This window comes from Pseudomonas chlororaphis subsp. chlororaphis, from assembly GCF_003945765.1.
GTDB lineage: Bacteria > Pseudomonadota > Gammaproteobacteria > Pseudomonadales > Pseudomonadaceae > Aquipseudomonas > Aquipseudomonas chlororaphis.
Window position 1 is genome coordinate 5,454,945 of sequence record NZ_CP027712.1, and the last position, 24,666, is coordinate 5,479,610.

The 24,666-nt window shown below is 64.2% G+C and carries 24 protein-coding genes and 1 pseudogene; 14 read left to right on the top strand and 11 right to left on the bottom strand.

The window, feature by feature from the left end; translation table 11 throughout:
• The first annotated feature begins 167 nt into the window (after positions 1–167).
• From C4K27_RS24635 to C4K27_RS24645, 3 genes are read left to right on the top strand one after another with little or no spacing between them, the layout of a single operon-like run.
• Positions 168–1,088, top strand: a complete 921-nt coding sequence (locus C4K27_RS24635) for an arginase family protein (RefSeq protein WP_007927145.1) — start codon at positions 168–170, stop codon at positions 1,086–1,088.
• Positions 1,085–1,459 (top strand): DMT family transporter, encoded by a 375-nt coding sequence (locus C4K27_RS24640; RefSeq protein WP_053262459.1) that lies wholly within the window; start codon positions 1,085–1,087, stop codon positions 1,457–1,459. The genes C4K27_RS24635 and C4K27_RS24640 overlap by 4 nt, the downstream gene beginning before the upstream one ends.
• A 31-nt stretch (positions 1,460–1,490) precedes the next feature.
• On the top strand, positions 1,491–1,889 hold the full coding sequence (locus C4K27_RS24645) for a DMT family transporter (RefSeq protein ID WP_053262460.1): 399 nt from the start codon (positions 1,491–1,493) through the stop codon (positions 1,887–1,889).
• A 169-nt stretch (positions 1,890–2,058) separates the two neighbouring features.
• Here C4K27_RS24645 and C4K27_RS24650 read toward each other — a convergent pair whose 3' ends face one another.
• Positions 2,059–2,925, bottom strand: a complete 867-nt coding sequence (locus tag C4K27_RS24650; protein WP_053262461.1) for a fatty acid desaturase family protein — start codon at positions 2,923–2,925, stop codon at positions 2,059–2,061.
• 207 nt (positions 2,926–3,132) lie between these two features.
• Complete coding sequence (locus tag C4K27_RS24655; RefSeq protein WP_053262462.1) at positions 3,133–3,915, bottom strand: MipA/OmpV family protein; 783 nt, start codon at positions 3,913–3,915, stop codon at positions 3,133–3,135.
• Between the two features lie 230 nt (positions 3,916–4,145).
• Between C4K27_RS24655 and C4K27_RS24660 the strand changes: the two genes are divergently transcribed.
• The 6 genes from C4K27_RS24660 to C4K27_RS24685 are packed head-to-tail and all read left to right on the top strand — an operon-like array spanning position 4,146 to position 11,447.
• Positions 4,146–4,865: an MtnX-like HAD-IB family phosphatase gene (locus tag C4K27_RS24660; protein WP_053262463.1), complete on the top strand. Its 720-nt coding sequence runs from the start codon at positions 4,146–4,148 to the stop codon at positions 4,863–4,865.
• A complete protein-coding gene (locus C4K27_RS24665) occupies positions 4,858–6,252 on the top strand; it encodes an aspartate aminotransferase family protein (protein ID WP_053262464.1) in 1,395 nt (464 codons plus the stop codon). The genes C4K27_RS24660 and C4K27_RS24665 overlap by 8 nt, the downstream gene beginning before the upstream one ends.
• Positions 6,249–7,130, top strand: coding sequence for an alpha/beta hydrolase (locus C4K27_RS24670; protein ID WP_053262465.1), 882 nt, complete (start codon positions 6,249–6,251; stop codon positions 7,128–7,130). Before C4K27_RS24665 ends, C4K27_RS24670 begins: the two co-directional genes overlap by 4 nt.
• Positions 7,131–7,144: 14 nt before the next feature.
• Positions 7,145–8,272 carry a GNAT family N-acetyltransferase gene (locus C4K27_RS24675; RefSeq protein ID WP_053262466.1) on the top strand — a complete coding sequence of 376 codons (1,128 nt, stop codon included), beginning with the start codon at positions 7,145–7,147 and terminating at the stop codon, positions 8,270–8,272.
• Complete coding sequence (locus tag C4K27_RS24680) at positions 8,269–10,053, top strand: sensor histidine kinase (protein WP_053262467.1); 1,785 nt, start codon at positions 8,269–8,271, stop codon at positions 10,051–10,053. Before C4K27_RS24675 ends, C4K27_RS24680 begins: the two co-directional genes overlap by 4 nt.
• Positions 10,050–11,447, top strand: a complete 1,398-nt coding sequence (locus C4K27_RS24685; protein ID WP_053262468.1) for a sigma-54-dependent transcriptional regulator — start codon at positions 10,050–10,052, stop codon at positions 11,445–11,447. Before C4K27_RS24680 ends, C4K27_RS24685 begins: the two co-directional genes overlap by 4 nt.
• A gap of 203 nt (positions 11,448–11,650) precedes the next feature.
• On the opposite strand, the gene C4K27_RS24690 is transcribed toward C4K27_RS24685, so the two are convergent.
• Both C4K27_RS24690 and metE read right to left on the bottom strand, forming a co-directional pair.
• Positions 11,651–12,685 carry an alpha/beta fold hydrolase gene (locus tag C4K27_RS24690; RefSeq protein WP_053262469.1) on the bottom strand — a complete coding sequence of 345 codons (1,035 nt, stop codon included), beginning with the start codon at positions 12,683–12,685 and terminating at the stop codon, positions 11,651–11,653.
• A gap of 242 nt (positions 12,686–12,927) precedes the next feature.
• Positions 12,928–15,240: a 5-methyltetrahydropteroyltriglutamate--homocysteine S-methyltransferase gene (gene metE / locus C4K27_RS24695; protein WP_053262470.1), complete on the bottom strand. Its 2,313-nt coding sequence runs from the start codon at positions 15,238–15,240 to the stop codon at positions 12,928–12,930.
• A gap of 108 nt (positions 15,241–15,348) precedes the next feature.
• On the opposite strand from metE, the gene metR reads away from it, so the two are divergent.
• A complete protein-coding gene (metR, locus tag C4K27_RS24700; protein WP_007930536.1) occupies positions 15,349–16,266 on the top strand; it encodes a transcriptional regulator MetR in 918 nt (305 codons plus the stop codon).
• 32 nt (positions 16,267–16,298) lie between these two features.
• On the opposite strand, the gene C4K27_RS24705 is transcribed toward metR, so the two are convergent.
• The 4 genes from C4K27_RS24705 to C4K27_RS24720 all read right to left on the bottom strand — a co-directional run bounded on the left by C4K27_RS24705 (position 16,299) and on the right by C4K27_RS24720 (position 18,455).
• Positions 16,299–16,808, bottom strand: a complete 510-nt coding sequence (locus tag C4K27_RS24705) for a GNAT family N-acetyltransferase (protein ID WP_053262471.1) — start codon at positions 16,806–16,808, stop codon at positions 16,299–16,301.
• Between the two features lie 39 nt (positions 16,809–16,847).
• Positions 16,848–17,486, bottom strand: coding sequence for a LysE family translocator (locus C4K27_RS24710; protein WP_007930534.1), 639 nt, complete (start codon positions 17,484–17,486; stop codon positions 16,848–16,850).
• A gap of 27 nt (positions 17,487–17,513) precedes the next feature.
• Positions 17,514–17,948 (bottom strand): NUDIX hydrolase, encoded by a 435-nt coding sequence (locus tag C4K27_RS24715; RefSeq protein ID WP_053262472.1) that lies wholly within the window; start codon positions 17,946–17,948, stop codon positions 17,514–17,516.
• Positions 17,949–18,182: 234 nt separating this feature from the next.
• A complete protein-coding gene (locus tag C4K27_RS24720; RefSeq protein WP_009045397.1) occupies positions 18,183–18,455 on the bottom strand; it encodes a type B 50S ribosomal protein L31 in 273 nt (90 codons plus the stop codon).
• 133 nt (positions 18,456–18,588) lie between these two features.
• Between C4K27_RS24720 and C4K27_RS24725 the strand changes: the two are divergent.
• The 3 genes and pseudogenes from C4K27_RS24725 to C4K27_RS24735 all read left to right on the top strand — a co-directional run.
• A pseudogene (locus tag C4K27_RS24725) lies at positions 18,589–18,750 on the top strand (LuxR C-terminal-related transcriptional regulator); the annotation flags it as partial.
• 129 nt (positions 18,751–18,879) lie between these two features.
• The gene (locus tag C4K27_RS24730; RefSeq protein WP_053262473.1) at positions 18,880–20,499 is read left to right on the top strand and encodes an FMN-binding glutamate synthase family protein; all 1,620 of its coding nucleotides are present in this window, start codon (positions 18,880–18,882) and stop codon (positions 20,497–20,499) included.
• A gap of 66 nt (positions 20,500–20,565) precedes the next feature.
• Positions 20,566–20,850 carry a putative quinol monooxygenase gene (locus C4K27_RS24735; protein ID WP_007923147.1) on the top strand — a complete coding sequence of 95 codons (285 nt, stop codon included), beginning with the start codon at positions 20,566–20,568 and terminating at the stop codon, positions 20,848–20,850.
• Between the two features lie 22 nt (positions 20,851–20,872).
• Here the strand turns inward: C4K27_RS24735 and C4K27_RS24740 are convergent, their stop codons facing one another.
• From C4K27_RS24740 to C4K27_RS24750, 3 genes are read right to left on the bottom strand one after another with little or no spacing between them, the layout of a single operon-like run.
• The gene (locus tag C4K27_RS24740) at positions 20,873–22,381 is read right to left on the bottom strand and encodes a glucosyltransferase domain-containing protein (RefSeq protein ID WP_053262474.1); all 1,509 of its coding nucleotides are present in this window, start codon (positions 22,379–22,381) and stop codon (positions 20,873–20,875) included.
• A gap of 1 nt (position 22,382) precedes the next feature.
• The gene (locus tag C4K27_RS24745; protein ID WP_053262475.1) at positions 22,383–23,324 is read right to left on the bottom strand and encodes a glycosyltransferase family 2 protein; all 942 of its coding nucleotides are present in this window, start codon (positions 23,322–23,324) and stop codon (positions 22,383–22,385) included.
• Entirely contained in the window at positions 23,321–23,695 is a 375-nt protein-coding gene (locus C4K27_RS24750; RefSeq protein ID WP_053262476.1) for a GtrA family protein, read from the bottom strand. The genes C4K27_RS24745 and C4K27_RS24750 overlap by 4 nt, the downstream gene beginning before the upstream one ends.
• Before the next feature lie 370 nt (positions 23,696–24,065).
• On the opposite strand from C4K27_RS24750, the gene C4K27_RS24755 reads away from it, so the two are divergent.
• Entirely contained in the window at positions 24,066–24,662 is a 597-nt protein-coding gene (locus C4K27_RS24755; RefSeq protein ID WP_053262477.1) for a papain-like cysteine protease family protein, read from the top strand.
• Positions 24,663–24,666 lie beyond the last annotated feature (4 nt).

Below are 24,666 nucleotides of genomic sequence, written 5' to 3' on the forward strand. Positions count from 1 at the left end.
CGGCCCCTGCGGGGGCGATCGCAGCCTCGCGGGCTCGGCAGCGGCTACAGGTGCCGTTCAGCGCCCTGGCCCGTCCCTTGCATTTACCCTGTAAAGCCCGCTCTGCCTGCGTCCGCAACCTGTGACGCAGGCTTTTCCGAGGGGCGCTGCCATGGGTAAATCCTGCTTTGAACATTCTCGATCTCGACCACAGCCTGACCGCCCAGGAGCCTGTCCAGCGCCGGCTGCGCAGCGGCCAGGCGCGACGCCTGGACCTGCTGGACCTGGGCCCGAAACTGCGGCTCTGGTCCACCGAACGCACCTACCGCCACTTCACCGAGCGCCTGCGGCAAAGGCCCGCCCACAGCGGCCCGCAGCCGGAAATCTTCTTTGTCGGCTCCGGTGACTACCACCACCTGACCCCGGCCTTCCTCGCCGACCTGCAACAGCCGGTCAGCCTGATCCACTTCGACAACCACCCCGACTGGGTGCGCTTCGCGCCGCGCCGCCACTGCGGTTCCTGGGTCAACCGGGCGCTGCAGCTGCCGCACATCCAGCGCATCGTCACCCTCGGGCCGTGCAGCGACGACCTGCACAACCCGCAGCTGCGCGGCGGCAACCTCGGCGCGCTGCGCCACGGCAAGCTGCAGCTGTTTCCCTGGGAGCACGCGCCCTCCAAGGTCTGGGGCCGGGTCGGCGACGGCGCCGGGCACCAGCAGCAGGAAAACCACCTGCACTGGCGCAACCTGGCCGGGCTCGACTGGCCAGCCTTCCTCGACCAGTTGATCGCCAGCCTGCCCACCCAGGCGATCTGGATCACCATCGACAAGGACGTGCTGGCCAGCGCCGACGCCGCGACCAACTGGGACCAGGGCGGCATGCGCCTGAGCCACCTGCTGCAGGCCCTGCGCAGCCTGGCGGCGGGCAAGCGCATCCTCGGTATCGACATCTGCGGCGAGTTCGCCGCGCCGGCCTTCAGCAATGCCTTCAAGCGCTGGGAAGCACGCTCCGACCAACCGCCGGCCGAACGCTGGAGCGCGGCCGACCTGCTGCGCAATTCGACCACCAACGAAGCCCTGATGGCGCTGTTCGAGGAGCTGTTCCCGTGACCCTGACCGTTGTCTTGCTGGTGGCGTTTTCCATTGTCCTGGACGTGATCGGCCAGCTCTGTTTCAAGCTCGGCCTGGACCGCCTGCCGGAGCTGGAAGGCGGTTTTCGCCTGAATGCCTTCTGGGGCCAGGTGTTCAACGCGCCGCTGCTGTGGTGCGGCATCGGCGCCTATGTGATCGAGTTTTTCGTCTGGCTCGAAGCCCTGTCCCGCGCGCCGCTGAGCCTGCTGTTTCCGGCGGCGGCCCTGGCCTATTGCGGCGTGGTCCTGGCCGGCAAGCTGATTCTCGGCGAGCACGTCAGCCGCCGACGCTGGCTGGGCACCCTGGTCATCACCCTCGGCGTGATGCTGGTGTGCGTCGCCAGCACCTGAGCCCCCTCAACGCTTCACAAGGAAAGATTTCATGACTGCACAGACTCACGGCTGGCTCCACGGGCGCCTTGGCACCCTGGTGCTCTGGGCCCTGCTGATCGGCTTCGAAAGCGCCGGCCAGATCGCCACCAAGGTCGGCGGCGACCAGCTGGGCCAGATGGATTTCAACCTGCAATGGCTGGCCGCGGTGGCGGTCAACCCGGGGGTACTGCTAGCGATTGCCTGCTACATCGGCGCGTTCTTCGTGTGGATGCTGATCCTGCGGCGCAGCAGCCTGTCCCTGGCCTTCCCCCTGAGCTCGCTGGTGTTCGTGGTGGTGTTGCTCGGCTCCTGGCTGGGCCTGGGCGAGCAGATCAGCCTGCTGCACTGGGTCGGCGTGCTGGTGATAGTCAGCGGGATCGCCCTGCTGGCCGAGGGCGAAGAAGCCTAGGATATGGGGGCGCATAACGCCCCTGTAGCCGCTGCCGAGCCCGCGAGGCTGCGATAAGGCCCGCAGGGCCTTGGTTCCCAATCTCCCGCCGAGCCTTTCGCGGTCTTCTGAACGCCACGACCGTACCGGTCGATCGCAGCCTGCGGCAGCGGCTACAGGTGCGCGGGTGTCAGCGCTTGGGGTGTTTCAGCAGAAAGCCCAGGCCATGGGCCAGCGGAATCACCTTCACCCCTGCCGCCCGCTGCTGTTCGCGGATCTCGCGGTGGAAGGCCTTGACCCGGGTCCAGTGCATCTTCGGCCGGTAGTGGTGTTCGGCGTGGTAGCCGTTGTTCATCCAGATCAGGTTGTAGAGCCAGCTGTAGGAACTCACGCCCCAGGCGATCGGCAGGTCCGGGTTGCCGCCCAGGTGTTCGTAATAGCCGTTGAGCGAGGACAGCGACTGTCCCAGGTACCAGAACGGCAGCAGCACCAGCAGCGCATGCCAGTCGTATAGCGCCAGCGCCACGTAGGCCAATACCGTCACGCCGATTTCCACCTTGACCCAACGTGCGTCCGCCGGGCGCTTGCGCTGCATTTCCTGGTAGATGGCCTTGGGGTCGTCGCGGAAAAAACTCAGGAAGGTATAGGCCCAGACATTGTCCGGCTGGCCGTTGCGGCCATGCAGGTAGATCGACAGCGGGTCGATCGTGGTGCTGTCCGGCCCGGGCCGATCCGAGTTGCCACGGTGATGGCGGTTGTGGATATCGCGGTACAGGGTCTGGGAAAAACCGATGGTCACCGACAGCAGCAGATCGAATCCGCGGTTCAGCCACGGCAGGCTGAAATAGGCGTTGTGGATCTGGTTGTGGGAAATGCTGTTGATGCTCCACGACAGGCTGAGCGCATACAACGACGCCGCCGGCAGGATCACCCACCAGGACAGGCTGTGAAAGGCCAGCACCAGCCACAGGACGAAGGAAAAATGCGCCAGGGCCATCAGGATCGGGACGATGTCCCACAGCGAATGGGCGAGCAGGCGATAAGCGGGACGAGCCATGAAGAACTTCCTGAAAAGTGGGTTCATGGCGGTGATTGCAAAGGCCGGACCAGCCTTGCTTTGTGTAGCCGCTGCCGCAGGCTGCGATAAGGCCCGAAGGGCCTTCGGAGGCCCTCAAGAGCACCCCCTGCTGCGTCGGAGTGCCGCCCAAGTCGATCGCAGCCTCCGGCAGCGGCTACAGGGGCGACGGATTCAACAGGGCCGGCCTCAGAACTGGTAGCTGAGGGCGGTCTGGACCTGGCCCTGGTTCACTTCGCCGCGCTCGCGCACCAGGGTGCTGTCGGCCGCCGAGCCTGTCAGGTGAATCCAGCTGGCGCTGGTCATCCACGACCAGTTGCCGCCCAGGGGCACCTGCAGGTTCTGGGTCAGGGTCAGGTTCTGCAAACCGCCGCCGGCGCTGTAGCGGCCGATGCCCGTGGCCTGGGCCTCGGCGTCGCTGATGCCAAAGAAGGTCTGGGTCTGCCGGGCGTCGGCGAAATGCGCGGTGAGGTTGCTGCTGCCGATGATCCCCAGGCCCAGGGGATAACCGATTTCGCCGCCGACCTTGCCCAGCAGGCCGCCCTGGCCCTCGCCCGCGGCCACCGCGCTGCCGAGGGAGGCGAACAGGCGCCAGAAGTCGTCCGGCGCGTATTGGATGTAGCCGCCGACATCGGCCATGTTCGGCACATCCCGCAGGCCGCGCAGCGAGCCGTTGGCGTTGCGTCCCGGCAAGTAGTTGATATAGGGCCCGGCGCTGAAACCCTTGGCCTTGAAGGCGTCCCAGGTCAGGCCGTCGTCGGTGTCGAGGCTGACATCGCCCCACTCCAGATCGACATAGGGCAAGGGCACGGTGTCATGCCGGCTGCCGCTGGGGTCATGGGGCTGGTAACCGATGCCCAGGCCCAGCGCGCCGCTCAGACCATCCTGGCCTCCGTCCTCGGCGAAAGCCCCGCAGACAGCCCCCAGAGACAGCAGGGCGGCGAGCAGGGTGGAGCGTGTGAAGCTGAACATGGCGCGGGGTTCCTTAAGTGAAGATGCGCGCATCAATCACCACCGTGCCCCCTCCCTGCAAGCACTGATGTTGTTTGTAGCGAGCTACAAAATTTGTAGCTCCAACCCGCCCATCCAACGCCTTGTTCCCGCGCAAAGCCCGGCCCGCCTGGGCTTGAGCCACTTGGCACAGTCCCTGCTCCAGTACCTGGCATGCGCAAAGTGCGCTCCTCTACAACAGGTAACTGCAGATGATGCACTGGCATATCGTGTGTGACTTCGACGGGACCATCACCCGCACCGACGTGATCGACAACGTCCTCCAACGCTTCGCCGACCCGAGCTGGGAAGACATCGAGCAGCAATGGCTGGACGGCCATATCGGCTCCCGGGAATGCCTCAGCCGCCAACTGGCGCTGGTCAAGGCCTCGCCCGCCGAATTGCTGGCCTGCTTCGACAGCGTCGAGATCGATCCCGACTTCCCCGACTTCGTCGATCACGTGATCGGCCTGGGCGCGTCCCTGGAAGTGGTCAGCGACGGCATCGAGCAAGGCATCGCGCGAATCCTCGCGCGCCACTACGTGAGCCTGCTGCCGATCCTCGCCAACCGTCTGCGCCAGGTCGACCAACGCAGCTGGCGCATCGACTTCCCGCATTCCAGCGACGCCTGCCGCGCCGCGTCCGGCAACTGCAAATGCAAATCCACGCCCAAGGGCAAGCGGGTGCTGGTGATCGGCGACGGCCAGTCCGACATGTGCGTGGCCGCCAGCGCCGACTTCGTGTTCGCCAAGGGCCGCCTGGCCGAGTACTGCCAACGCCACGCCATTCCCCACGCAACCTTCGACTCCTTCGCCGAACTGCCGGCACTGCTGGCGCTGTTGCCCAACGAAGCGGCCAACGCCGGCACCTTCACCCTCGACAACACCACCGAACACTCCGTACACACTCAGGAACTCTTCCACCATGTCTGACATTCGTATCGCGACCGCAGAAGACCAGGTGCTTCTGGAAAAAGAAGCCAAGTACTGCTCCTACGGCGACACCGTCCACTACATCGAACCGCCACGGATCTTCAGCCGCTGCGAGGGCTCCTACGTCTGGGACACCAGCGACCAGGCTTACCTCGACCTGCAGATGTGGTACTCGGCGGTGAACTTCGGTTATGCCAACCCACGCCTGAACAATGCTCTCAAGCAACAGATCGACAGCCTGCCGCAGATCGCCAGCCAGTACCTGCACAAGGGCAAGATCGAGCTCTCGGAAATGATCGCGGTCGATGCCAAGAAGAAATTCGGCCTCGACGGCCGCGTGCACTTCAACGTCGGCGGCTCGCAGTCCATCGAGGACTCGCTGAAAGTCGTGCGCAACGCCACCAACGGCAAGAGCCTGATGTTCGCCTTCGAGGGCGGCTACCACGGCCGCACCCTCGGTGCCTCGTCGATCACCTCCAGCTACCGCTACCGTCGCCGCTACGGCCACTTCGGCGAGCGCGCCAACTTCATTCCCTTCCCCTACCACTTCCGCGGCCCCAAGGGCATGACCAAGGAAGAGTACGGCAGCCACTGCGTGCAGCAGTTCGCCCGACTGTTCGAGACCGAATACAACGGCGTGTGGGACCCGAAAGTCGGCCAGAGCGAATACGCCGCCTTCTACGTCGAGCCGATCCAGGGCACCGGCGGCTACGTGATCCCGCCGATGAACTTCTACAGCGAGCTCAAGCATGTGCTCGACCAGCACGGCATCCTGATGGTGGTCGACGAGATCCAGATGGGCTTCTACCGCACCGGCAAGCTGTGGTCGATCGAGCACTTCGACGTCAAGCCGGACGTGATCGTCTTCGGCAAGGCCCTGACCAACGGCCTCAATCCCCTAGGCGGCATCTGGGCCCGCGAAGAACTGATCAACCCCAAGGTGTTCCCGCCGGGTTCGACCCACTCGACCTTCGCCTCCAACCCGCTGGGTACCGCGGTGGGCCTGGAAATGTTCAAGATGACCAGCGAGACCGACTACGGCGCCATGGTCATGGAGAAGGGCAAGTACTTCCTGGAAGGCCTCAAGGACCTGCAGAAGCGCTACCCGATCATCGGCGACGTCGACGGCCTGGGCCTGGCGCTGCGCTGCGAGATCTGCACCAGCGACGGTTTCACGCCGGACAAGGCGACCCTGGACTACATGGTCGAGGAAGGCATGAAGGGCGACATCGAAATCAACGGCCAGCGCCTGGGGCTGATTCTCGATGTGGGCGGCTACTACAAGAACGTCATCACCCTGGCCCCCTCGCTGGAAATCAGCTACGCGGAGATCGACCTCGGCATCGCCCTGCTCGACCGTCTGCTGGACCGGGCCATGAAGCGATGAGCGCACCGATCGATCTGGACGAAGGCATCGACCTGGGCCAGGGCGATGCCGGGTTCGTGCTCGGCAGTGGCGAGGTCGCGGTGTTGTTGATCCACGGCCTCACCGGCACCCCGACGGAACTGCGTCGGGTGGCCGTCGGCCTGGCCAACGCGGGGTGCACGGTGTACGTGCCGACCCTGGCCGGACACTGCGGCAACAACGCCGACCTGCAGGCCACCGGCTGGCAGGACTGGTACGAGGGCGTGCGCCGGACCTTCGTCGGCATCCGTCGCCGCCACCGGCAGGTGTTCGTCGGCGGCCTGTCGATGGGCGCCGTCATGTCCATGTACCTGGCCTCGGAACACCCGGGCCAGGTCAGCGGCCTGCTGATGTATTCGACCACCCTCAAGTACGACGGCTGGAGCATCAACAAGCTGGCGTTCCTCACCCCGCTGCTGATGAAGATTCCGTTCGGCGTGCACATCTGCAGCTTCGAGGAGAAGCCGCCGTACGGCATCAAGAACGAGCGCCTGCGGGCGGTGGTCGAGCGGCAGATGAAGGCCGGCGAAAGCAGCAGTGCCGGCCTGCTGACCATGGAAGGGGTGACCGTGCGCGAGCTGCACCGGATGAACGCGGTGGTGAAAAAACGCATGCCGTCGATCACCACCCCGGCCCTGGTGCTGCACTCCATCGAGGACGACATCACCAGCCGCTGGAACGCCGACTATGTCGAGCGCAAGCTCGGCGGCCCGGTGGTCAAGGTGCTGCTGGACAACTGCTACCACATGATCACCGTCGACCTGCAGTACCGCCGGGTGGTGGAGTTGAGCGCGGACTTCATCGAAAGGCAGACAGGCCCGCGGCCCGTGGCGTACGACGACCTGCGCCAGTTCGCCTGACTCAAGGACCGCACGTGATCACCAGCCAAGTCTTTTCGAGCATCCAGGCCATCGACCGCAACGCCTGGAACGACTGTTTTCCCGGCGCCCTGGAAGATTGGGATTATTACCTGGCGGTACAGAACGCCGGCATCGAGGGCTTCAGCTGGCGCTACCTGGCGGTGTTCGAAGATTCGAAGCTGGTGGCCGTCGCTCCGGCCTTCACCACCTGCTATCGCCTGGACACCACCGTCTCGGGCCCGGCCAAGCGCCTGAGCGAACGCCTGCAACGCTGGTGGCCGGGGCTGCTGCAACTGCGCCTGTACGCCATCGGTTCGCCGGTGGCCGAACAGTGCCACGCCGGCACCGCCAGCCATATTCCCGCGGTGCGCCGCCAGGCCCTGCTGGAGCAACTGCTGCACCTGGCCCGGCGCGACGCCGACGCCCAGGGCATCGGCCTGCTGGCGGTCAAGGATGCCGCCAGCCAGGATCGGCAATGGGCCGCCAGTTGCCAGGCGTTCGGCCTGCAAGCCATGCCCAGCCTGCCCAGCGCCCTGTTGCCGGTGCCCTTCGGTTCGCTGGATGCCTACCTCGGCACCCTGGGCAAGTCCACGCGCAAGGACCTGCGCCGCAAGTTGCGCGCGCCCGGGCTGCGAATCGAATGGCGACACAACATCGACGATGTGCTGCCCGAGGTCATGCGCCTGTACGAAGCCACCCTGCGGCGCAGCGAACTGCAATTCGAACGCTTACCCGCGCCCTATTTCACCGGTATCCTCCAGCAGTTGGGGGAACGGGCCGCCTGCGTGCTGTACTGGGTCGACGACCAACTGGTGGCCTTCAACCTGGTGCTGCTGGACGAGCACCGACTGATCGACAAATTCTTCGCCCACGACCTGGATATCAGTCGTGAGCACAACCTGTATTTGCGCAGCTGGATGGCCAATGTCGACTACTGTATCCAGCACCGGATCGCGCTCTACGAATGTGGCCAGGCCGGTTATGCCAGCAAGCTGCGCCTGGGCTGTACCTTCACCGGCAACAGCCTGTTTTTCCAGCATCGCAACCCGCTGCTCGACACCCTGCTCAAAGGGCTGAAATATGTTCTCCGGCCGGATCGCACCGACCCCGCCATGGCTGCTGCACTAAGCGAAAGTTCATGACCAGAAAAGACCGCCGCGCCCCTCGCCCTTTCGCCATCTCCCGCTGGAGCCTGCAGCGCAAGCTGGTGCTGGCGTTCTGGATGGTCAGCGTGATCCCCACCATGATCGCCGCGGAGCTGGCGGCCACTACCTTGTCGCAGATCTTCGACAGCAACGTGCGCATCTGGCTGCAGGAGTCGACCAAGATCGTCGAGGACGAAATCACCGAGACCCTGCGCGACAACGCGCGCATCGCCCAGCTGTTCCTGCGTTATGCCAGGCCGCCCACCGACCGCAACGCGGCCAGGCACGACAAGCTCACCGCCGACATCGCCGACTCCATGGGCATCGATGTGGTGGCGCTGATCCGCAAGCGCGACCAGCAGGTAGTGTTCAGCACCGCCGCCGACGACATCGTCGGGCAGGTCAGCCTGGCCCACAACGCCGTGCTGCAGACCCTGCAGGTTGGCGGCGTGGCCACGGGAGCGGTGGTCTCGACCTTCCAGACCACCCTCGACGGCATCGACTACCAGCTGCTGATCGCCACCTACCTGGACGCCAGCTTCCTCACCAGCGTGGCCGATGTGCATTCCCTCGACCTGCGCCTGTACCTGGCCAAGGCCAACGACTTCGCCGAGATCTTCGCCACCCAGCGCTTCGAGGACCACCCGACCCAGGTACCGGAAAAGATCGAGAACATCCTGCGCGACACCCGCCAACCCACCGAGCAGTTCACCAGCCGCTACAGCGGGCTGTACCGGCCGATCTTCAACGACAGCGGCGAGCTGGTGGGGGTGATTTTCAGCGGCCTGCTGCGCCACAGCAGCCTGGTGGGGCTGGTCAACCAGAGCAACCTGTTCATCCTGATCTTCCTGCTCAGCTCGGCGGCGTCGCTGGCCGTCGGCTGGCTGGTGTCGAAACGCCTGACCATGCCCCTGCGCGGCTTGTCCAAGGGGGTCCAGGCGGTGATCGCCGGCGACTACCGGCAACGCGTGCCGGTGATTGGAGGCGACGAGCTGGCGGAGCTGAGCAGCACCTTCAACCATATGAGCGAACGCCTGGGCGAACTGCAGCACCTGGAAGCCCAGCTGCGCCGTCGCGACCGCCTGCACGCCCTGGGCGAAGTGGCCATGGGCCTGGCCCACGAAATCCGCAACCCTTTGGGCATCATCAAGACCGCCACCCAATTGCTGCACCGCCGCGCGGACCTGCCCGAAGGCGACAAGCGCCACCTGGAATACGTGATCAGCGAAGTCAGCCGGATCAACGACCTGATCACCGATTTCCTCGACTTCGCCAAACCCAGCGCGCCGATCCGCTCGACCCTGCTGGCGCGGCCGCTGGTGGAGGAACTGATCGGCTTCTGCGAGCCGGAACTGGCCAGCCACAAGATCGACGCCCGGATCGACGACCAGGCGCCGGGCGCGACCCTGTACGCCGACGCCCGCCAGCTCAAGCAGGCCTGCCTGAACCTGATCCTCAACGCCATCGACGCCATGCCCGCCGGCGGGCGCCTGACCCTGGGCATCGCCCAGGACGCCGAGCACACCATCCTGCGGGTCGCCGACACCGGCCAGGGCATCGAGCCGGACATGCTCGAACGCATCTTCACCCCCTTCGTCACCACCAAGGCCTCGGGCACCGGGCTGGGCCTGGCCAAGGTGTTCTCAATCATGGAAAACCATGACGGGCACATCGAATGCAGCAGCGAAATAGATGCCGGCGCCACCTTCAGCCTGTACATTCCGGCCAAAGGTGAGGACGACGAAGATGATCAAGACGAGCAAAAGGCCCAGCCATGACGCATAACCTGCTGGTGGTCGACGACGAGCCCAAGCTTTGCGACCTGCTGTCTTCGGCGCTGAGCCAGGACGGCATCCAGGTGTTCACCGCCGGCAATGGCCTGCATGCGCTCAAGGTGCTGGAACAGGAAGAGATCGACCTGGTGATCAGCGACTGGCGCATGCCCGGCATGGACGGCCCGCAGCTGCTGGCCGAGGTCAAGCAGCGCTACCCGCAGATCCCGGTGATCGTCATGACCGCCTACAGCACGGTGAAAAACGCCGTGCAGTCGATGCGCAACGGCGCCTACGACTACATCGCCAAACCCTTCGACATCGACGAGCTGGACATCACCGTCAGCAAGGCCCTGCAGTTTCGCGACATCCTCAAGGACAACCAGCGCATGCGCGCCGAGCTCGACGAGCACCGGCAGATCGACAGCCTGGTGGGCGACAGCCCGACCTTCCGCCGGGTCCTGCAAGCGGTGGACTCGGTGCGCGAAAGCAACGCCACCATCCTGCTGACCGGCGAAAGCGGCACCGGCAAGGAGATGGTCGCCCGGGCCATCCACCAGCACGGCAACCGCGCCAACAAACCCTTTGTCGCGGTCAACTGCGCGGCGATCCCCGAAGGCCTGCTGGAAAGCGAAATGTTCGGCCATCGCAAGGGCGCCTTCACCGGCGCCGTGGCCGACCGGGTCGGGCGCTTTCAGCAGGCGGACAAAGGCACGCTGTTCCTCGATGAGGTCGGCGACATGCCCCTGGCCCTGCAGGCGAAGATCCTGCGCGCCTTGCAGGAGCGGGTGATCGAGCCGGTGGGCGACCCGCGCGAGCGCAAGGTCGATGTGCGGGTGATCGCCGCCACCAACAAGAACCTGCTGGAAGCAGTGGCCAACAAGGAGTTTCGCGAAGACCTGTATTACCGCCTCAACGTCTTCCCGATCCCCCTGCCCGCCCTGCGCGAGCGGGTCGAGGATATCGCGCCCCTGGCCCGGCACTTCGCCCACACCCTGGGCGCCACCGCCGGCAAACGCATCACCGGCTTCAGCCCGCAGGCCCTGCAGGCGATGGCCAATTATTCCTGGCCGGGCAATATCCGCGAACTGCAGAACTGCGTCGAACGCGCGACCATCGTTGCTGCGGGCGCGGTGATCGAGGAAAGCGACCTGCCGGGCTATCTGTTCAGCTCACCTCCCGTGAACACCGGGGCCTGCGCCCTGCCCGGCGACAGCCTCAACGTGCCCAGCGACCTGGACGCGGCCCTGGCCGAAGTGGAGAAAGCCTACATCCTCGCCGCCCTGCAACAGAGCAACGGCGTGCAGGCCGCCGCCGCGCAGCTGATCGGCATTTCCGAGCGCAGCTTCTGGTACCGCCTGAAGAAACTCGGGATCCAGGTCGACAAGATCGTTCGCTGAAGCGCCAAAGCCTGTTGCCCGCGATGGCGATACTTCAGACTCACCGCGTTGCCTCCATCGCCGGCAAGCCTGGCTCCTACAGAAGCCAAGCTCGCCACCGGCCTGTAGGAGCGAAGCTTGCTCGCGATTCGGACGCTGCGGTCCACCAGTAGACCGCGTTATCGTTCATCGCGAGCAAGCTTCGCTCCGACATGAGCATCAGCTCAAAGAAGATTCGGCGCAGGCAGCGGGTCGATCTGTGCCCAGTGCGAAGTGTCTTCGCGATGGCGTTGCAGGTACGGCAACACCGCCGCCAGCAACGGTGCCTTGAAGGCTTCCTGGAAACGATGGGCCAGGCCCGGAATCAGCTTCAATTGGCTGCACTGGATATGCGCCGCCAGGTGCACGCCGTGCATCACCGGCAGCAGCGGATCGGCGGTGCCATGCACCACCAGGGTCGGCACGCGCAGCTGGTTGAGCAGGGCCACCCGGCTCGGTTCGGCGAGAATCGCCATGATCTGGCGCTTCACCCCTTCCGGATTGAAGGCCCGGTCATAGGCCTCCGCCGCCTGATGCAGCAGCGCCTGCCGATCGTCGGTGACCTGCGGGCTGCCGAGGGCGGCCAGCAGGTCGGCCTGTTGCTCCAGCGCCACCTCACGGTTCGGCGCACCGCGCCGCGACAACAGTTGCACCAGCGCCGCATTGGGCGCCGGCAGGCCTTCGGCGCCGGAGCTGGTCATGATCAGGGTCAGGCTCTCGACCCGTTGCGGCGCCATGGCCGCCAGGTGCTGGGCGATCATCCCGCCCATGCTCGCGCCCAGGACATGGAACTGCTCGACCTGCAGGGCATTCATCAGGCCCAGGGCGTCGTCGGCCATGTCGGTCAGGCTGTAGGGCGCGGCCACCGGCAGACCGAGCTTGTAGCGCAGCACCTCGAACGTCAGGTTGGCGCTGACCGGCGCCTGGCGCCAGGTGGACAGGCCGACGTCGCGGTTGTCGTAACGGATCACCCGAAAACCCTGCTGGCACAGGGCAACGACCACTTCGTCCGGCCAGTGGATCAGTTGCCCGCCCAGGCCCATCACCAGCAACAGGGCCGGATCTGAGGCACGGCCGATACTCTGGTAGGCCAGGCTCACCTGCTCCAGTTCGACCCTTTGGGTCGGTACGTTGACATCGCAGCGAGACGCCGCCTGAGACGGCAGGCCGAGCAGCAGCGCGGCCAGGAAAACAGTCGTTGAAAAAAATCTTGCCCACATGAAGAAACACCGAAACGCAGAAGCCCAGTAGAGCGCGAGTCTGATGAACTTTGATCGAGCGCGCTGCCACAGTTACGTGACAGTTTGATGAAGATTGCCCAGCGGTCGTTTTCATGGGGATTCCTGTAGCCGCTGCCGCAGGCTGCGATCGGCCCGAAGGGGCGCAGCGATCTTGAATCCGCTGAAGGCCCTTCGGTCCTTTTTGCAGCCTTCGGCAGCGGCTACAGGGGCTATGGGTGCATTCAGGCCTGCTGGTTACGCAACTGACGGGCGGCGGCGACCATATTGACCAGCGCGGCTTCGGTTTCCGGCCAGGCGCGGGTCTTCAGGCCGCAGTCCGGGTTGACCCACAAGCGCTCGGCGGGAATGCGTTTGACCGCCTTGCTCATCAGCTTGACCATCTCGGCAGTGTCCGGCACCCGCGGCGAGTGGATGTCATACACCCCCGGGCCGATATCGTTCGGGTAATCGAAGGCTTCGAAGGCCTCCAGCAACTCCATGTCCGAACGCGATGTCTCGATGGTGATCACGTCGGCATCCATGGCCGCGATGGCCTGGATCACGTCGTTGAACTCGCTGTAGCACATGTGGGTGTGGATCTGGGTGTCGTCGCGCACTCCAGAGGCGGTCAGGCGGAAGGCTTCCACCGCCCAGTCCAGGTACGGCTGCCAGTCCGCCCGGCGCAGCGGCAGGCCCTCGCGGAACGCCGCCTCGTCGATCTGCACGATCTTGATCCCGGCCTTTTCCAGGTCCACCACCTCATCGCGCAGGGCCAGCGCCAGTTGCCGCGCCTGTACTTCACGCGGCACGTCCTCGCGAGGGAAGGACCACATCAGCATGGTCACCGGCCCGGTGAGCATGCCCTTCATCACCTTGTCGGTCAGGCTCTGGGCGTAGGTGATCCAATCAACGGTCATGGCCCGCGGACGGCTCAGGTCGCCGTAGATCACCGCCGGTTTCACGCAGCGCGAACCGTAGCTCTGCACCCAGCCGAAGCGGGTGAACAGGTAGCCGTCCAGTTGCTCGGCGAAGTATTCGACCATGTCGTTGCGTTCGGCCTCACCGTGCACCAGCACGTCCAGCCCCAGGCGCTCCTGGACCTGCACCGCATGGCGGATTTCGCAGCGCATGGCATCGGTGTAATCGTTGTTCGACAGCTTGCCTTGCTTGAACGCCTGGCGGGCCAGGCGGATCGAGGCGGTCTGCGGGAACGAACCGATGGTGGTGGTCGGGAACACCGGCAGCTTCAAGCGGGCATGCTGCCGGGCAATGCGCTGGGCAAAGGGCGAATGACGCTGGCTGTCGGCGGCGCTGACCGCCTTGAGCCGCGCCTGGACCTCGGCCTTGTGGATGCGCGGCGACCGCGCACGGCTGGCCTGCACCTGGCGGCTTGCGGCCAGGGCCGCTTGCACCGCCGGGGCCTGGGGATCGTTCAGGGCGTCACGCAGCACCGAGATCTCGCCGCATTTCTGCACGGCAAAGGCCAGCCAGCTTTTCAGCTCGGCATCCAGCTGGTCTTCCCGGGACAGGTCCACCGGGCTGTGCAACAGGGAGCAGGAACTGCTGACCCACAGGTTGTCGCCAAAACGCTCCTGCGCCGCTTGCAGTTGCTGCAGCGCCTGCTCCAGCTCGCAACGCCAGACGTTGCGACCGTTGACCAGGCCCACGGACAAAATCTTGTAGGTCGGCAGGCGGTCGAGCACCTGGGTCAGTTGCTCCGGCGCACGCACGGCGTCGATGTGCAGGCCGTCCACCGGCAGGCCGACGGCCAGCCCGAGGTTGTCCTGCAGGCCGCTGAAGTAGGTGGCCACCAGCTTTTTCAGCGGCGAGTACTGGAGGATGTGGTAGGCACGCTCGAAGGCGCTCTTCCAGTCCTGCGGCAGGTCGAGGGTCAGGATCGGTTCGTCGATCTGCACCCACTCCACGCCCTGGGCCTTGAGGCGGTTGAGGATTTCACCGTAGACCGGCAGCAGGCGTTCCAGCAGCTCGAGCTTGTTGAAATCGTTGCCCTTGGCCTTGCCCAGCCACAGGTAGGTCAGCGGGCCGATGATCACCGGCTTGACCCGGTGCCCCAGGGCGTGAGCTTCATCGACCTCGTCGAACAGTTGTTCCCAGCTCAGCTTGAACGACTGGTCGGCGCTGAATTCCGGGACCAGGTAGTGGTAGTTGGTGTCGAACCACTTGGTCAGTTCCTGGGCGTACTGGGTCTTGGCGTGATCGCCGCCACAGCAGCCCGCCGAGGCACCGCGGGCCATGGCGAACAGGGTGTCGAGGGTCGGCTGGCCCTGGGCGTCCTGGCTGCCGTCGAAGCGCTCGGGAACCACGCCGAAGGTCAGCGAGTGAGTCAGCACTTGGTCGTACCAGGCGAAGTCACCCACCGGCAGCAGGTCGATGCCGGCGTCCTTTTGCAGCTGCCAGTGCCGGGCCCGCAGCTGGCGTCCGACGTCTTGCAGCGCCTGCCGGTCAAGGTCGCCCTTCCAGTAGGACTCGAGGGCTTTTTTCAGTTCGCGGTCGGCGCCGATGCGCGGAAAACCAAGGGTGTGGGCCAAGGCCATGAGTGGGTTCCTCCCGGTAAAAGATGGCGCTATTGTCGACAGCCAAGCCAACATGAGACAAACTCAACCTTTTCGTGTTGATCACAAAATTTACTCATGGAGACCCTGGTGCTCGAAATCCGTCACCTGAAGACCCTGCACGCCCTGCGCGAAGCCGACAGCCTGGTCGAAGCCGCCGAACGCCTGCACCTGACCCAGTCCGCCCTGTCCCACCAGTTCAAGGAACTGGAAGAGCGCATGGGCATGCCACTGTTCGTGCGCAAGACCAAGCCGGTGCGCTTCACCAGCGCCGGCCTGCGCCTGCTGCAACTGGCGGACGCCACCCTGCCGTTGCTGCGCGCCGCCGAACGGGACATTTCCCGCCTGGCCGGCGGTACCGCCGGGCGCCTGCACATGGCCATCGAATGCCACAGCTGCTTCCAGTGGCTGATGCCGACCATCGACCAGTTCCGCGACGCCTGGCCGGAAGTCGAGCTGGATTTGGCCTCGGGTTTCTCCTTCGCCCCGCTGCCGGCCCTGGCCCGTGGCGACCTGGACCTGGTGGTGACCTCCGACCCGCTGGAGCTGGCGGGCATCACCTACGTGCCGCTGTTCACCTACGAAGCCATGCTGGCGGTGGCCAACCAGCACCGCCTGGCCAGCAAGCCCTACATCGTTCCGGAAGACCTGCTCAGCGAAACCCTGATCACCTACCCGGTGGAGCGCGATCGCCTGGATATCTTCACCCGCTTCCTGGAGCCCGCCGACATCGAACCGGCCCAGGTCCGCACCTCGGAGCTGACGGTGATGATGATGCAACTGGTGGCCAGTGGCCGTGGCGTGTGCGGCATGCCCCACTGGGCGCTGCATGAATACAGCTCGCGGGGCTATGTGAAGGCCAAGCGCCTGGGAGAAAAGGGCCTGTTCGCCACGCTGTACGCGGCGATCCGCGCCGACATGCTGGATGCGCCCTATATGCGCGACTTCCTGTTGACCGCCAAGGACACCTCGTTCTCGACCCTGGACGGGGTCAGCGCGGTGCGTTGAAAAGCGCCATCGGCCTGCAAGAGCGGGGACTGTCAGAGGGGGGAGACAACTTCACGCCACAGGTGGAGCTTGTCGAAGTACTCGACGCCCACCCGCACCGCCAGCGGCTCCAGGCCGAACTGGACGAAACCGCAACGCTGGTACAGCGCCAGGGCGGCGTCGTTGCCGGCGGTGACCGTCAGTTGCACCAGCCGCACCCCGGGGCGTTTGCGCGCCTCCTGCAGCAGCGCCTGGACCAGCCGGTAACCCAGGCCGCCGTGGCGATAAGGCGGCGCCACATACAGGCCGAACAGCGTGGCCTTGTGCCGGGCTTTTTCCCGGACCTCGAACGCCAGGCCGACGATGCCCACCAGTTCGCCATCCTCGAAAGCCCCCAGCAACAGGTCCAACGGGCTGCTCAGCCGCGACTCCCACCAACTCAGGGGCATCGCCGCACGTTCGGCGACACTGGAAGTAAAGGCCTGCGGATGATGCTCGTAGGCTTCGAGCATCAGCGCGCGGTAGGCAGCGGCGTGACCGGCATCGAGGCGCTGGAGGGACATGGTCGGTCGAGGCTCCCGGGCCGCAGGTGAATGAAACGGTCAGACCGTCTGGCGTTGTTCCAGCAGCAGACGCACCGCCAGCCCGGCCAGCACGAAGCCCATGAAATAACGTTGGGTCGCCAGCCACAGCGGGTTGTGCACGAACCAGGCGGCGATGCCCGAAGCGAACAGCGCGATCAGCAGGTTGACGCTGAAGCTCACGCTGATCTGGGTCAGGCCGAGGATGATGCTCTGGGTGAACACCGAACCGTGTTCCGGGCTGATGAACTGGGGAAAGACCGACAGGTAGAACACCGCGATCTTCGGGTTCAGGGCGCTGGTGAGAAAGCCCATCAGGATCAGCTTGCGCGACGAATCCGGCGGCAACTGCTGCGCCTCGAACGGCGAACGCGCGCCCGGCTTCAGGGCCTGCCAGGCCAGCCACATCAGGTACAGGGCACCGACCCACTTGAGCACTTCATAGGCCACCGGCACGGCCATGAAGACCGCGGTCAGGCCGATCGCCGCGGCGAACAAGTGGACGAAGAAGCCGGCCACCACGCCGACCAGCGAGGTCACGCCTGCCCGGCGGCCCTGGCAGATCGAACGGGAGATCAGGTAGATCATGTTGGGGCCGGGGGTCAGCACCATCAGCAAGGCTGCGGCGATGAAGATCAACATGTCGTGAAGGGGAATCATGATGGGCAATCCTTTGTCCTTGAAAAATCAGGCCGAGGCCAGTTGCGAGGCGCGATAGAACGGCAAGATCAGGTCGCGTGTCAATGGGGCCAATGTGAGCTCGTCGCCAGCCTGCGGATCGATCCAGCAGACCTCCTCGATTTCCGCCGCGGGCCGGACCTCGTCGGTGTCCAGATCGAGGCGAAACAATTCGGCCTCGACCACAAAACCCGGCTCGTTGGCTGCCGGTGCGGAAAAACGTCCCAGGTAACGGGCGTCGGCCGGGGCGATACGCAGCCCGAGTTCTTCTTCCAGCTCACGGGCCAGGGCCTGGGCCGGCAACTCGTCCGGCTCGATCTTGCCGCCCGGCTGCATGAAAGCCAGGGTGCCGCGCTTGCGCACCAGCAGGGTACGGCCGTCCGGGCCGATCAACAGGGCCGCGGCGATACGGATAAGGGGGGATGTAGCGCTTGAAAGAGTCATGAAAAACCTGGATCGGTTACGCGAGGCGGCAAGGATCCCATGACTGGCGAGGCGTCGTCACGACACAGTCGGCCGCTGTTTTTTCCATACACCCGGCGCCTCGGGCGGGACCAAGCGCTTGCCACCCAGGCCTTCCATGGGCGGGTTGGAATAGAGAGGGGAATAGACCAGAGGATGCAGCCCGCTCCTGCACGGATGCAGGAACAAGCGGCTGTGCGGCAAGGGCCGGGGCCCTCAAGCGTTGCCGGTCTTGCCGGACGAACCGAACGAAGCGAAACGCTTGTTGAAGCCGGCGATCCGCCCTTCGGACTGAGTCTTGCGCTGCTGGCCGGTGTAGACCGGGTGCGAAGCGCTGGAGACGTCGAGGGTGACATAGGGATAGGTGTTGCCATCGCTGTGGCGCTGGGTGCGGTCGGTGTCCACGGTGGAACCGATCAGGAAGTACACATCCGCGGCGGTGTCGTGGAACAGTACGGTGCGGTAGGCGGGATGGATATTGGCTTTCATGGCAGTCTCCGAGGGCTGGGTGATGATCAATTGCGTTATACAGTAACATTATCAGACCATGGAAACGAGAACCAGTTGCAATAAGAAAAGCAGCAAATCGTCTATCGCCCTCGTCAACGCCTGGCACCAGGGCGGACACCTGATGCTCAGCGGTTGCTCCAGCAAGGAGATCGCTCGTAAGCTGCAAACCTTTGCCGAAACCGTGAACGTCCATAAGAAACACATCTACGGCACGCGGGGCATCAAGTCCCGGTCCGAACTGTTTTCAATTGTTCTCCAGGCGCGCACTGCCTGACGCCTGAAGCTGCCATGTGCGCACACTGGCTGCGCCACAGCCGTTCTCTACAACAACAAGATCGTTGGCCACACAAGAAGAATGAGTACCCAAAAACGAAATCTATAGAGTCCGAACCAAGGAAACCGTATGAGCCTGTCCCTCCTGAGCCGCTACGCCTTCTTTGCTGCCTGCGTGATTTTCACCCTCGCCAGCTTGCCCTTTCTCGAACATGACTGGCTCTGGCCATTCACCCTGGTCACCTTCCTGCTCAGCCTGCTGGGCATTTTCGACCTGCTGCAAAGCCCCCACGCGGTGCGCCGCAACTACCCGATCCTGGGCAATATCCGCTACCTGGTGGAAGGCATCCGCCCGGAAATCCGCCAGTACCTGCTGGAGTCCGACAGCGACGCCCTGCCCTTCTCCCGGGCCCAGCGCTCGCTGGTCTATTCGCGGGCCAAGAACGAAAGCGCCGACAAGCCGTTCGGCACCCTGATCGACGTCTACCAGTCGGGTTTCGAATTTATCGGCCACTCCATGCGCCCGGCGCCCCTGAGCGATCCGAGCACCTTCCGCGTCACAGTCGGCGGCCCGCAGTGCAAGCAGCCCTATTCGGCCTCGGTGTTCAACATCTCGGCCATGAGCTTCGGCTCCCTCAGCGCCAACGCCATCCGTGCCCTCAACCAGGGCGCCAAGCTCGGCAACTTCGCCCATGACACCGGCGAAGGCAGCATCAGCCCCTACCACCGGGAAAACGGTGGCGACCTGACCTGGGAACTGGGCAGCGGCTACTTCGGCTGCCGCACCAGCGACGGCCATTTCGACCCGGAGCGCTTCGCCGTGCAGGCGCAGAACCCGCAGGTGCGGATGATCGAAATCAAGATGAGCCAGGGCGCCAAGCCCGGCCACGGCGGCATCCTGCCCAAGCACAAGGTGACCCAGGAAATCGCCGATACCCGCGGCATCCGCATGGGCGAGGACTGCATCTCGCCATCGAGCCACAGCGCCTTTTCCACGCCGATCGAAATGATGCATTTCATCCAGCAGCTGCGTGAGCTGTCCGGCGGCAAGCCCGTAGGCTTCAAGTTCTGCCTCGGCCACCCCTGGGAGTTCATGGGCATCGCCAAGGCCATGCTGGAGACCGGCATCCTCCCCGATTTCATCGTGGTCGACGGCAAGGAAGGTGGCACCGGCGCGGCACCGGTGGAGTTCACCGACCACATCGGCGCGCCGATGCGCGAAGGCCTGCTGTTCGTGCACAACACCCTGGTGGGCCTGAACCTGCGCGACAAGATCAAGCTCGGCGCCAGCGGCAAGATCGTCAGCGCCTTCGACATCGCCAGTGTGCTGGCCATCGGCGCCGACTGGGCCAACTCGGCGCGCGGCTTCATGTTCGCCATCGGCTGCATCCAGTCGCAAAGCTGTCACACCAACAAATGCCCGACCGGCGTCGCCACCCAGGACAACCTGCGCCAGCGCGCGCTGGTGGTGCCGGACAAGGCGCAACGGGTGTTCAGTTTCCACCGCAACACCCTCAAGGCCCTGGCCGAAATGCTCGCCGCCGCCGGCCTGAATCACCCGTCGCAACTGGAAGCCAAGCACCTGGTACGGCGCATGTCGGCCACCGAGATCAAGCTGTTCTCGCAGCTGCATGTGTTCCTCAAGCCCGGCGAATTGCTCACCGGCGCGGTCAGCGGCGAGTTCTATTCGCGCATGTGGCAGCTGGCGCGCGCCGACAGCTTCGAGCCCAACAGCGAAGCCGCGGCCTGACCGGCCACCCTCGGCGCCCCGCCGCAACGGCGGGGCGCTATCCATCATGCAAAGGATGCAACCCCAGTGCTCAAAGTCATCGCCGAAGACTTCATCAAGCCCGAACACCTCGACACCGTGCGCCCCTGGTACGCCGAACTGGTGGAGAAAACCCGCCAGGAGCCAGACTGCATCGCCTACGACCTGTTCGTCGACCAGCAAGACCCGGGGCACTTCATCTTTATCGAACAATGGCCAGACCGCGCGGCGCTCGAGGCCCATTGCCAGACCGAGCACTTCACCCGCCTGGTGCCACAGATCAACGCCTTCCAGGCCAGGGAATGCCGTGTGCTGCTGATGGATCAGTTCTGATCCAGCGGATAAGCCCGGCGCCTCACCAGTGCAACGTCTTGATCGGCGCCGGTTCCTTCATGACGATAAAACCGTAATCGCCCAGCAGATAGATCCGGTAGTAGCGGCTGTCCACCAGCGGTGGATAGCCCTGGTAACCGACCAGGGTCGCATTGCGCCGCTCCCTTTCCGCGACCACGTTGGTAATGCCCACCTTGGGCAGGTTCTCGGCCAGCATGAAGAAGTCGATGTTCAGCAGGTAGTGCAGCACCGGCATCTGCTTGAACGAGCCCGCGGCCGCCAGCAGCCAGTGATCGGAATAGGTCACCGACATATAGATGCGCTTGGCCTCGCGCAACGGCCGGTGGCTGGTGATGTCGCGCTCAAGACTCGACAGCGCGCTGGCCACCAGGGTTTTCTGCACCGTCAGCACCCGGCCATAGGCGAACGACAGCGACAGCATCGCCAGCAGCGGCACCATCAGCAACAGCGGCAAGCGCTCATGCAGTGCCGCCAACGCCAGGTGGCTCAGATAGAACAGCAGCACCCACAACACCGCGAAGCCCATCAAGGTCCGGGCGCCTTCATTGAAGTCGCGGAAAAACAGCGCGATCCCCGACACCAGCACAAGCACCAGCGGCAATGCCAGCAGGCAGACCAGGGCCATCACGACTTTTTTCAGGCCGCTGTCCGGCCGCTGGAACAGGTTCGCCGCCAGCCGCACGCAACCGGCCAGGGCGCACAGCGCCAGCGCGGCGAACACCCAGGCGAACCCGCCGTGAAACAGCAGCACGACTTTTTCCAGCACCCTGGCGATGTTGACTTGCAGTTGCAGCAAGGGCTGCGCCGACCAATTCAGCAGCAAGGTGCGGGTCTGTTCCATGAAGGGGTAGGCGGTGACGCAATAGATCATCCAACCCAGGGCCACCTGGGCGATCTTCCAGCCGATCATTTCCCACCAGCGCGGCCAGGCGCGCTTGTCATTGGCGCCGCGGATCACCTCCAGGCAACACAGACCCAGGAACACATTGATGCTGATCTGATACAGCCCGATGGCCAGCGCCACCAGCAAGGCCGGCACCAGCCATTGCAGTACGCGGTACGGGTTGCGATAGGTGATGGCGTAGATCACCGCCACCAGGCTCAAGGCCATGGCCGGGCCGTCGTATTGATACGACAGGTTCTGCAGAAAGAACGGGTTGTACCAGAGCGGCAACAGCACCAGGCAGCAGGCCGCCGTCGGCTGCGGGTAGTAATGGAACGTCAGGCTGGTCAAGGCCGCAGCCATGGCGACCGTGGCGATCAGCAGCGGCAAGGGAAAGATGTTTGGCGCAGCGCCGCTGAAGGTCAGGGCGTTGTAGAACAGCTCGGTAAACAGCCGCCCCTGCTCCGTCCAGGCGGTGCCGGCCGACAGCGAGCGCCAGTTGTCATCGATATAGGGAAAGTCCGCGAGGATCAGCGGCAGCACATACAACAAGGTGGCGCACAGAAAAAACAGCCAGGCCTGGCGACGCCCGAGTTCCCCGCTGAGCAAGCGGCCCATTCTGTCCATGCTATAGCCCCAGGCGGTCTTTGCCGCCGATGACGTCCTTGATCACGTAGCGCGGCCGATGCTTGGCCTCGATGTAGATACGGCCGACGTACTCGCCGAGGATGCCGATGCCGATCAACTGCACGCCGCCGAGAAACAGAATGGCGGTCATCAACGAAGGGTAGCCGGGCACGCTGTTGCCGAAGAAGATCTTGTCCAGGACCATGTACACCGCGTAGAGCACCGCGAAAATCGAGATGCCGCCACCGATGTAGGTCCACAAGCGCAACGGCACGGTGCTGAACGAGGTGATGCCTTCCAGCGCCAGGTTCCACAGTTTCCAGCCATTGAACTTGCTCTTGCCCGCCACCCGTCCGGCGCGCTCGTATTCCACCACCACCGTGGTGAACCCGGCCCACGACAGGACGCCCTTCATGAACAGCTGATGCTCGGGCAGGGTCCGGATCACATCGACCACCTTGCGATCCATCAGCCGGAAGTCGCCGACGTTCTCCTCGATCCGGGTGTAGGCGATACGGTTCAGCAGGTGGTAGAACAGCGCCGCGCTGCTGCGCCTGAGAAAACTGTCGGCCGTGCGCCTGCGGCGTTTGGCGAGGACCACATCGGCACCCTTCTGCCATTCCTCGATCAGCCGTGGGATGACGCTGATCGGGTCCTGCAGGTCGACGTCCATGGGAATCACCGCATCGCCGCTGGCGTGCTCCAGCCCGGCGAACAACGCCGGCTCCTTGCCGAAGTTGCGTGAAAAGTTGATCAACAGCACCTGCTCGTCCATCTGCGCCAGGGCCTTGACCTCTTCGGCCGTGCGGTCGGAACTGCCGTCGTTGATAAACACGATCTCGACTTCGCCCTGCTCGAACCGCAACTCGCGACGCACCGCCTGGTAAAACAGACCGATGGCCTGCTCTTCATTGAAGACCGGAACGATCAGCGAGATCTTCATCGTTCACACTCGCGGAACACCAGGTACTTGGCGAACAGAAAACCCGCCACCAGGCTCAGGGCGGAAAACACCAGCACCGTCAGCAAGCCGGGCAGCCGCCACACATCCCCGGCATGCCCGACACCCAGGCTCAGCGCCCCCATGCCCCCGAGAAACAGCAGATAGCCACCGACCGAGGCCCTGGCGGCGAAGGTGAAGCGCGCGTTCATATAGAAAGAAAACGACGCCGCGACGCAAAAGGCCGCCAGGTTGCTGAGCGCCTGGCTGAGGCCGACCACCAGGCTCAGCAAAAAGAACACCAGCCAGTGGATAAAGGTGTTGGCGATGCCGATCACCGTGTATCTGGAGATTCCCTTCCATAAGAGTCTCATTGGTGACTCTCCCGCGTTGAATGTTGCTCAACTTGTATGGCAGGTTTTTCTGCCCATCGATTGGCGAAATCGCTGATCCGGCGGTCTTTCAGACGTGTGGCATCCAAGCCGGCCTGCATGGGCCGTTGTCGTGCAAGCCCCCTCCCAGGCCTTCTCTGGCCTGATTGCCTACCCACAAATAATTGCATCAATGCATATTTAAACTTGCACAAATGCATATAACAACTAAGGTTACCCCTGAGCCCGACCGGAGCAGGCCATCGAGGATGGCGAATCCTACAGGCCGGTCACGGGCTTGCGAAAAACGCTGCATCGCCACACGCAACAACGACACAAGCTGGACGCTTGTTTTCACTCATGGAGGATGAAAATGTTAACCCTTGAAGACACACCCTTTACCCGCACAGGTCCTGCCGAGGCACTACCACAGTGCCTGGTCGGTACCCTGCTCAACGCCGGACTGAGCGAAGTCGACGACAGCGCGGAACACGCCGCCCTGGCCGCCAGCCTCAACTTCAGCATTCAGCAGCAAACCCAGACCAACTGGTGCTGGGCCGCGCTGTCGGCCTCGGTCGGCAACTTTTACCGCACCGGTTCCTGGACTCAATGCGGGGTCGCCAACACTGAACTGGGGCGCAATTCCTGCTGCAACCAGCCAGGGCCATGCAACGTGTATGGCTACCTGGACTCGGCCCTGCGCACCACCCGCAGTTTTGGTGGCATGAGCCAGGGTTCGATCCAACTGTCGGCCATCGACAACCAGATCAACATGGGACGCCCCGTTGGCCTGCGCTGTGCCTGGTTTGGCGGCGGCGCGCACTTTCTGGCGATCTATGGCACCAACGGCAGCTACCTGCTGATTGCGGATTCCATCTACGGCTATTCGACCCGTGCCCTGAACACCTTCCCCCGTTCGTACAACGGCGGCGGTAACTGGACCAACACCTACTTCACCCGGAAAAACTAAGGAG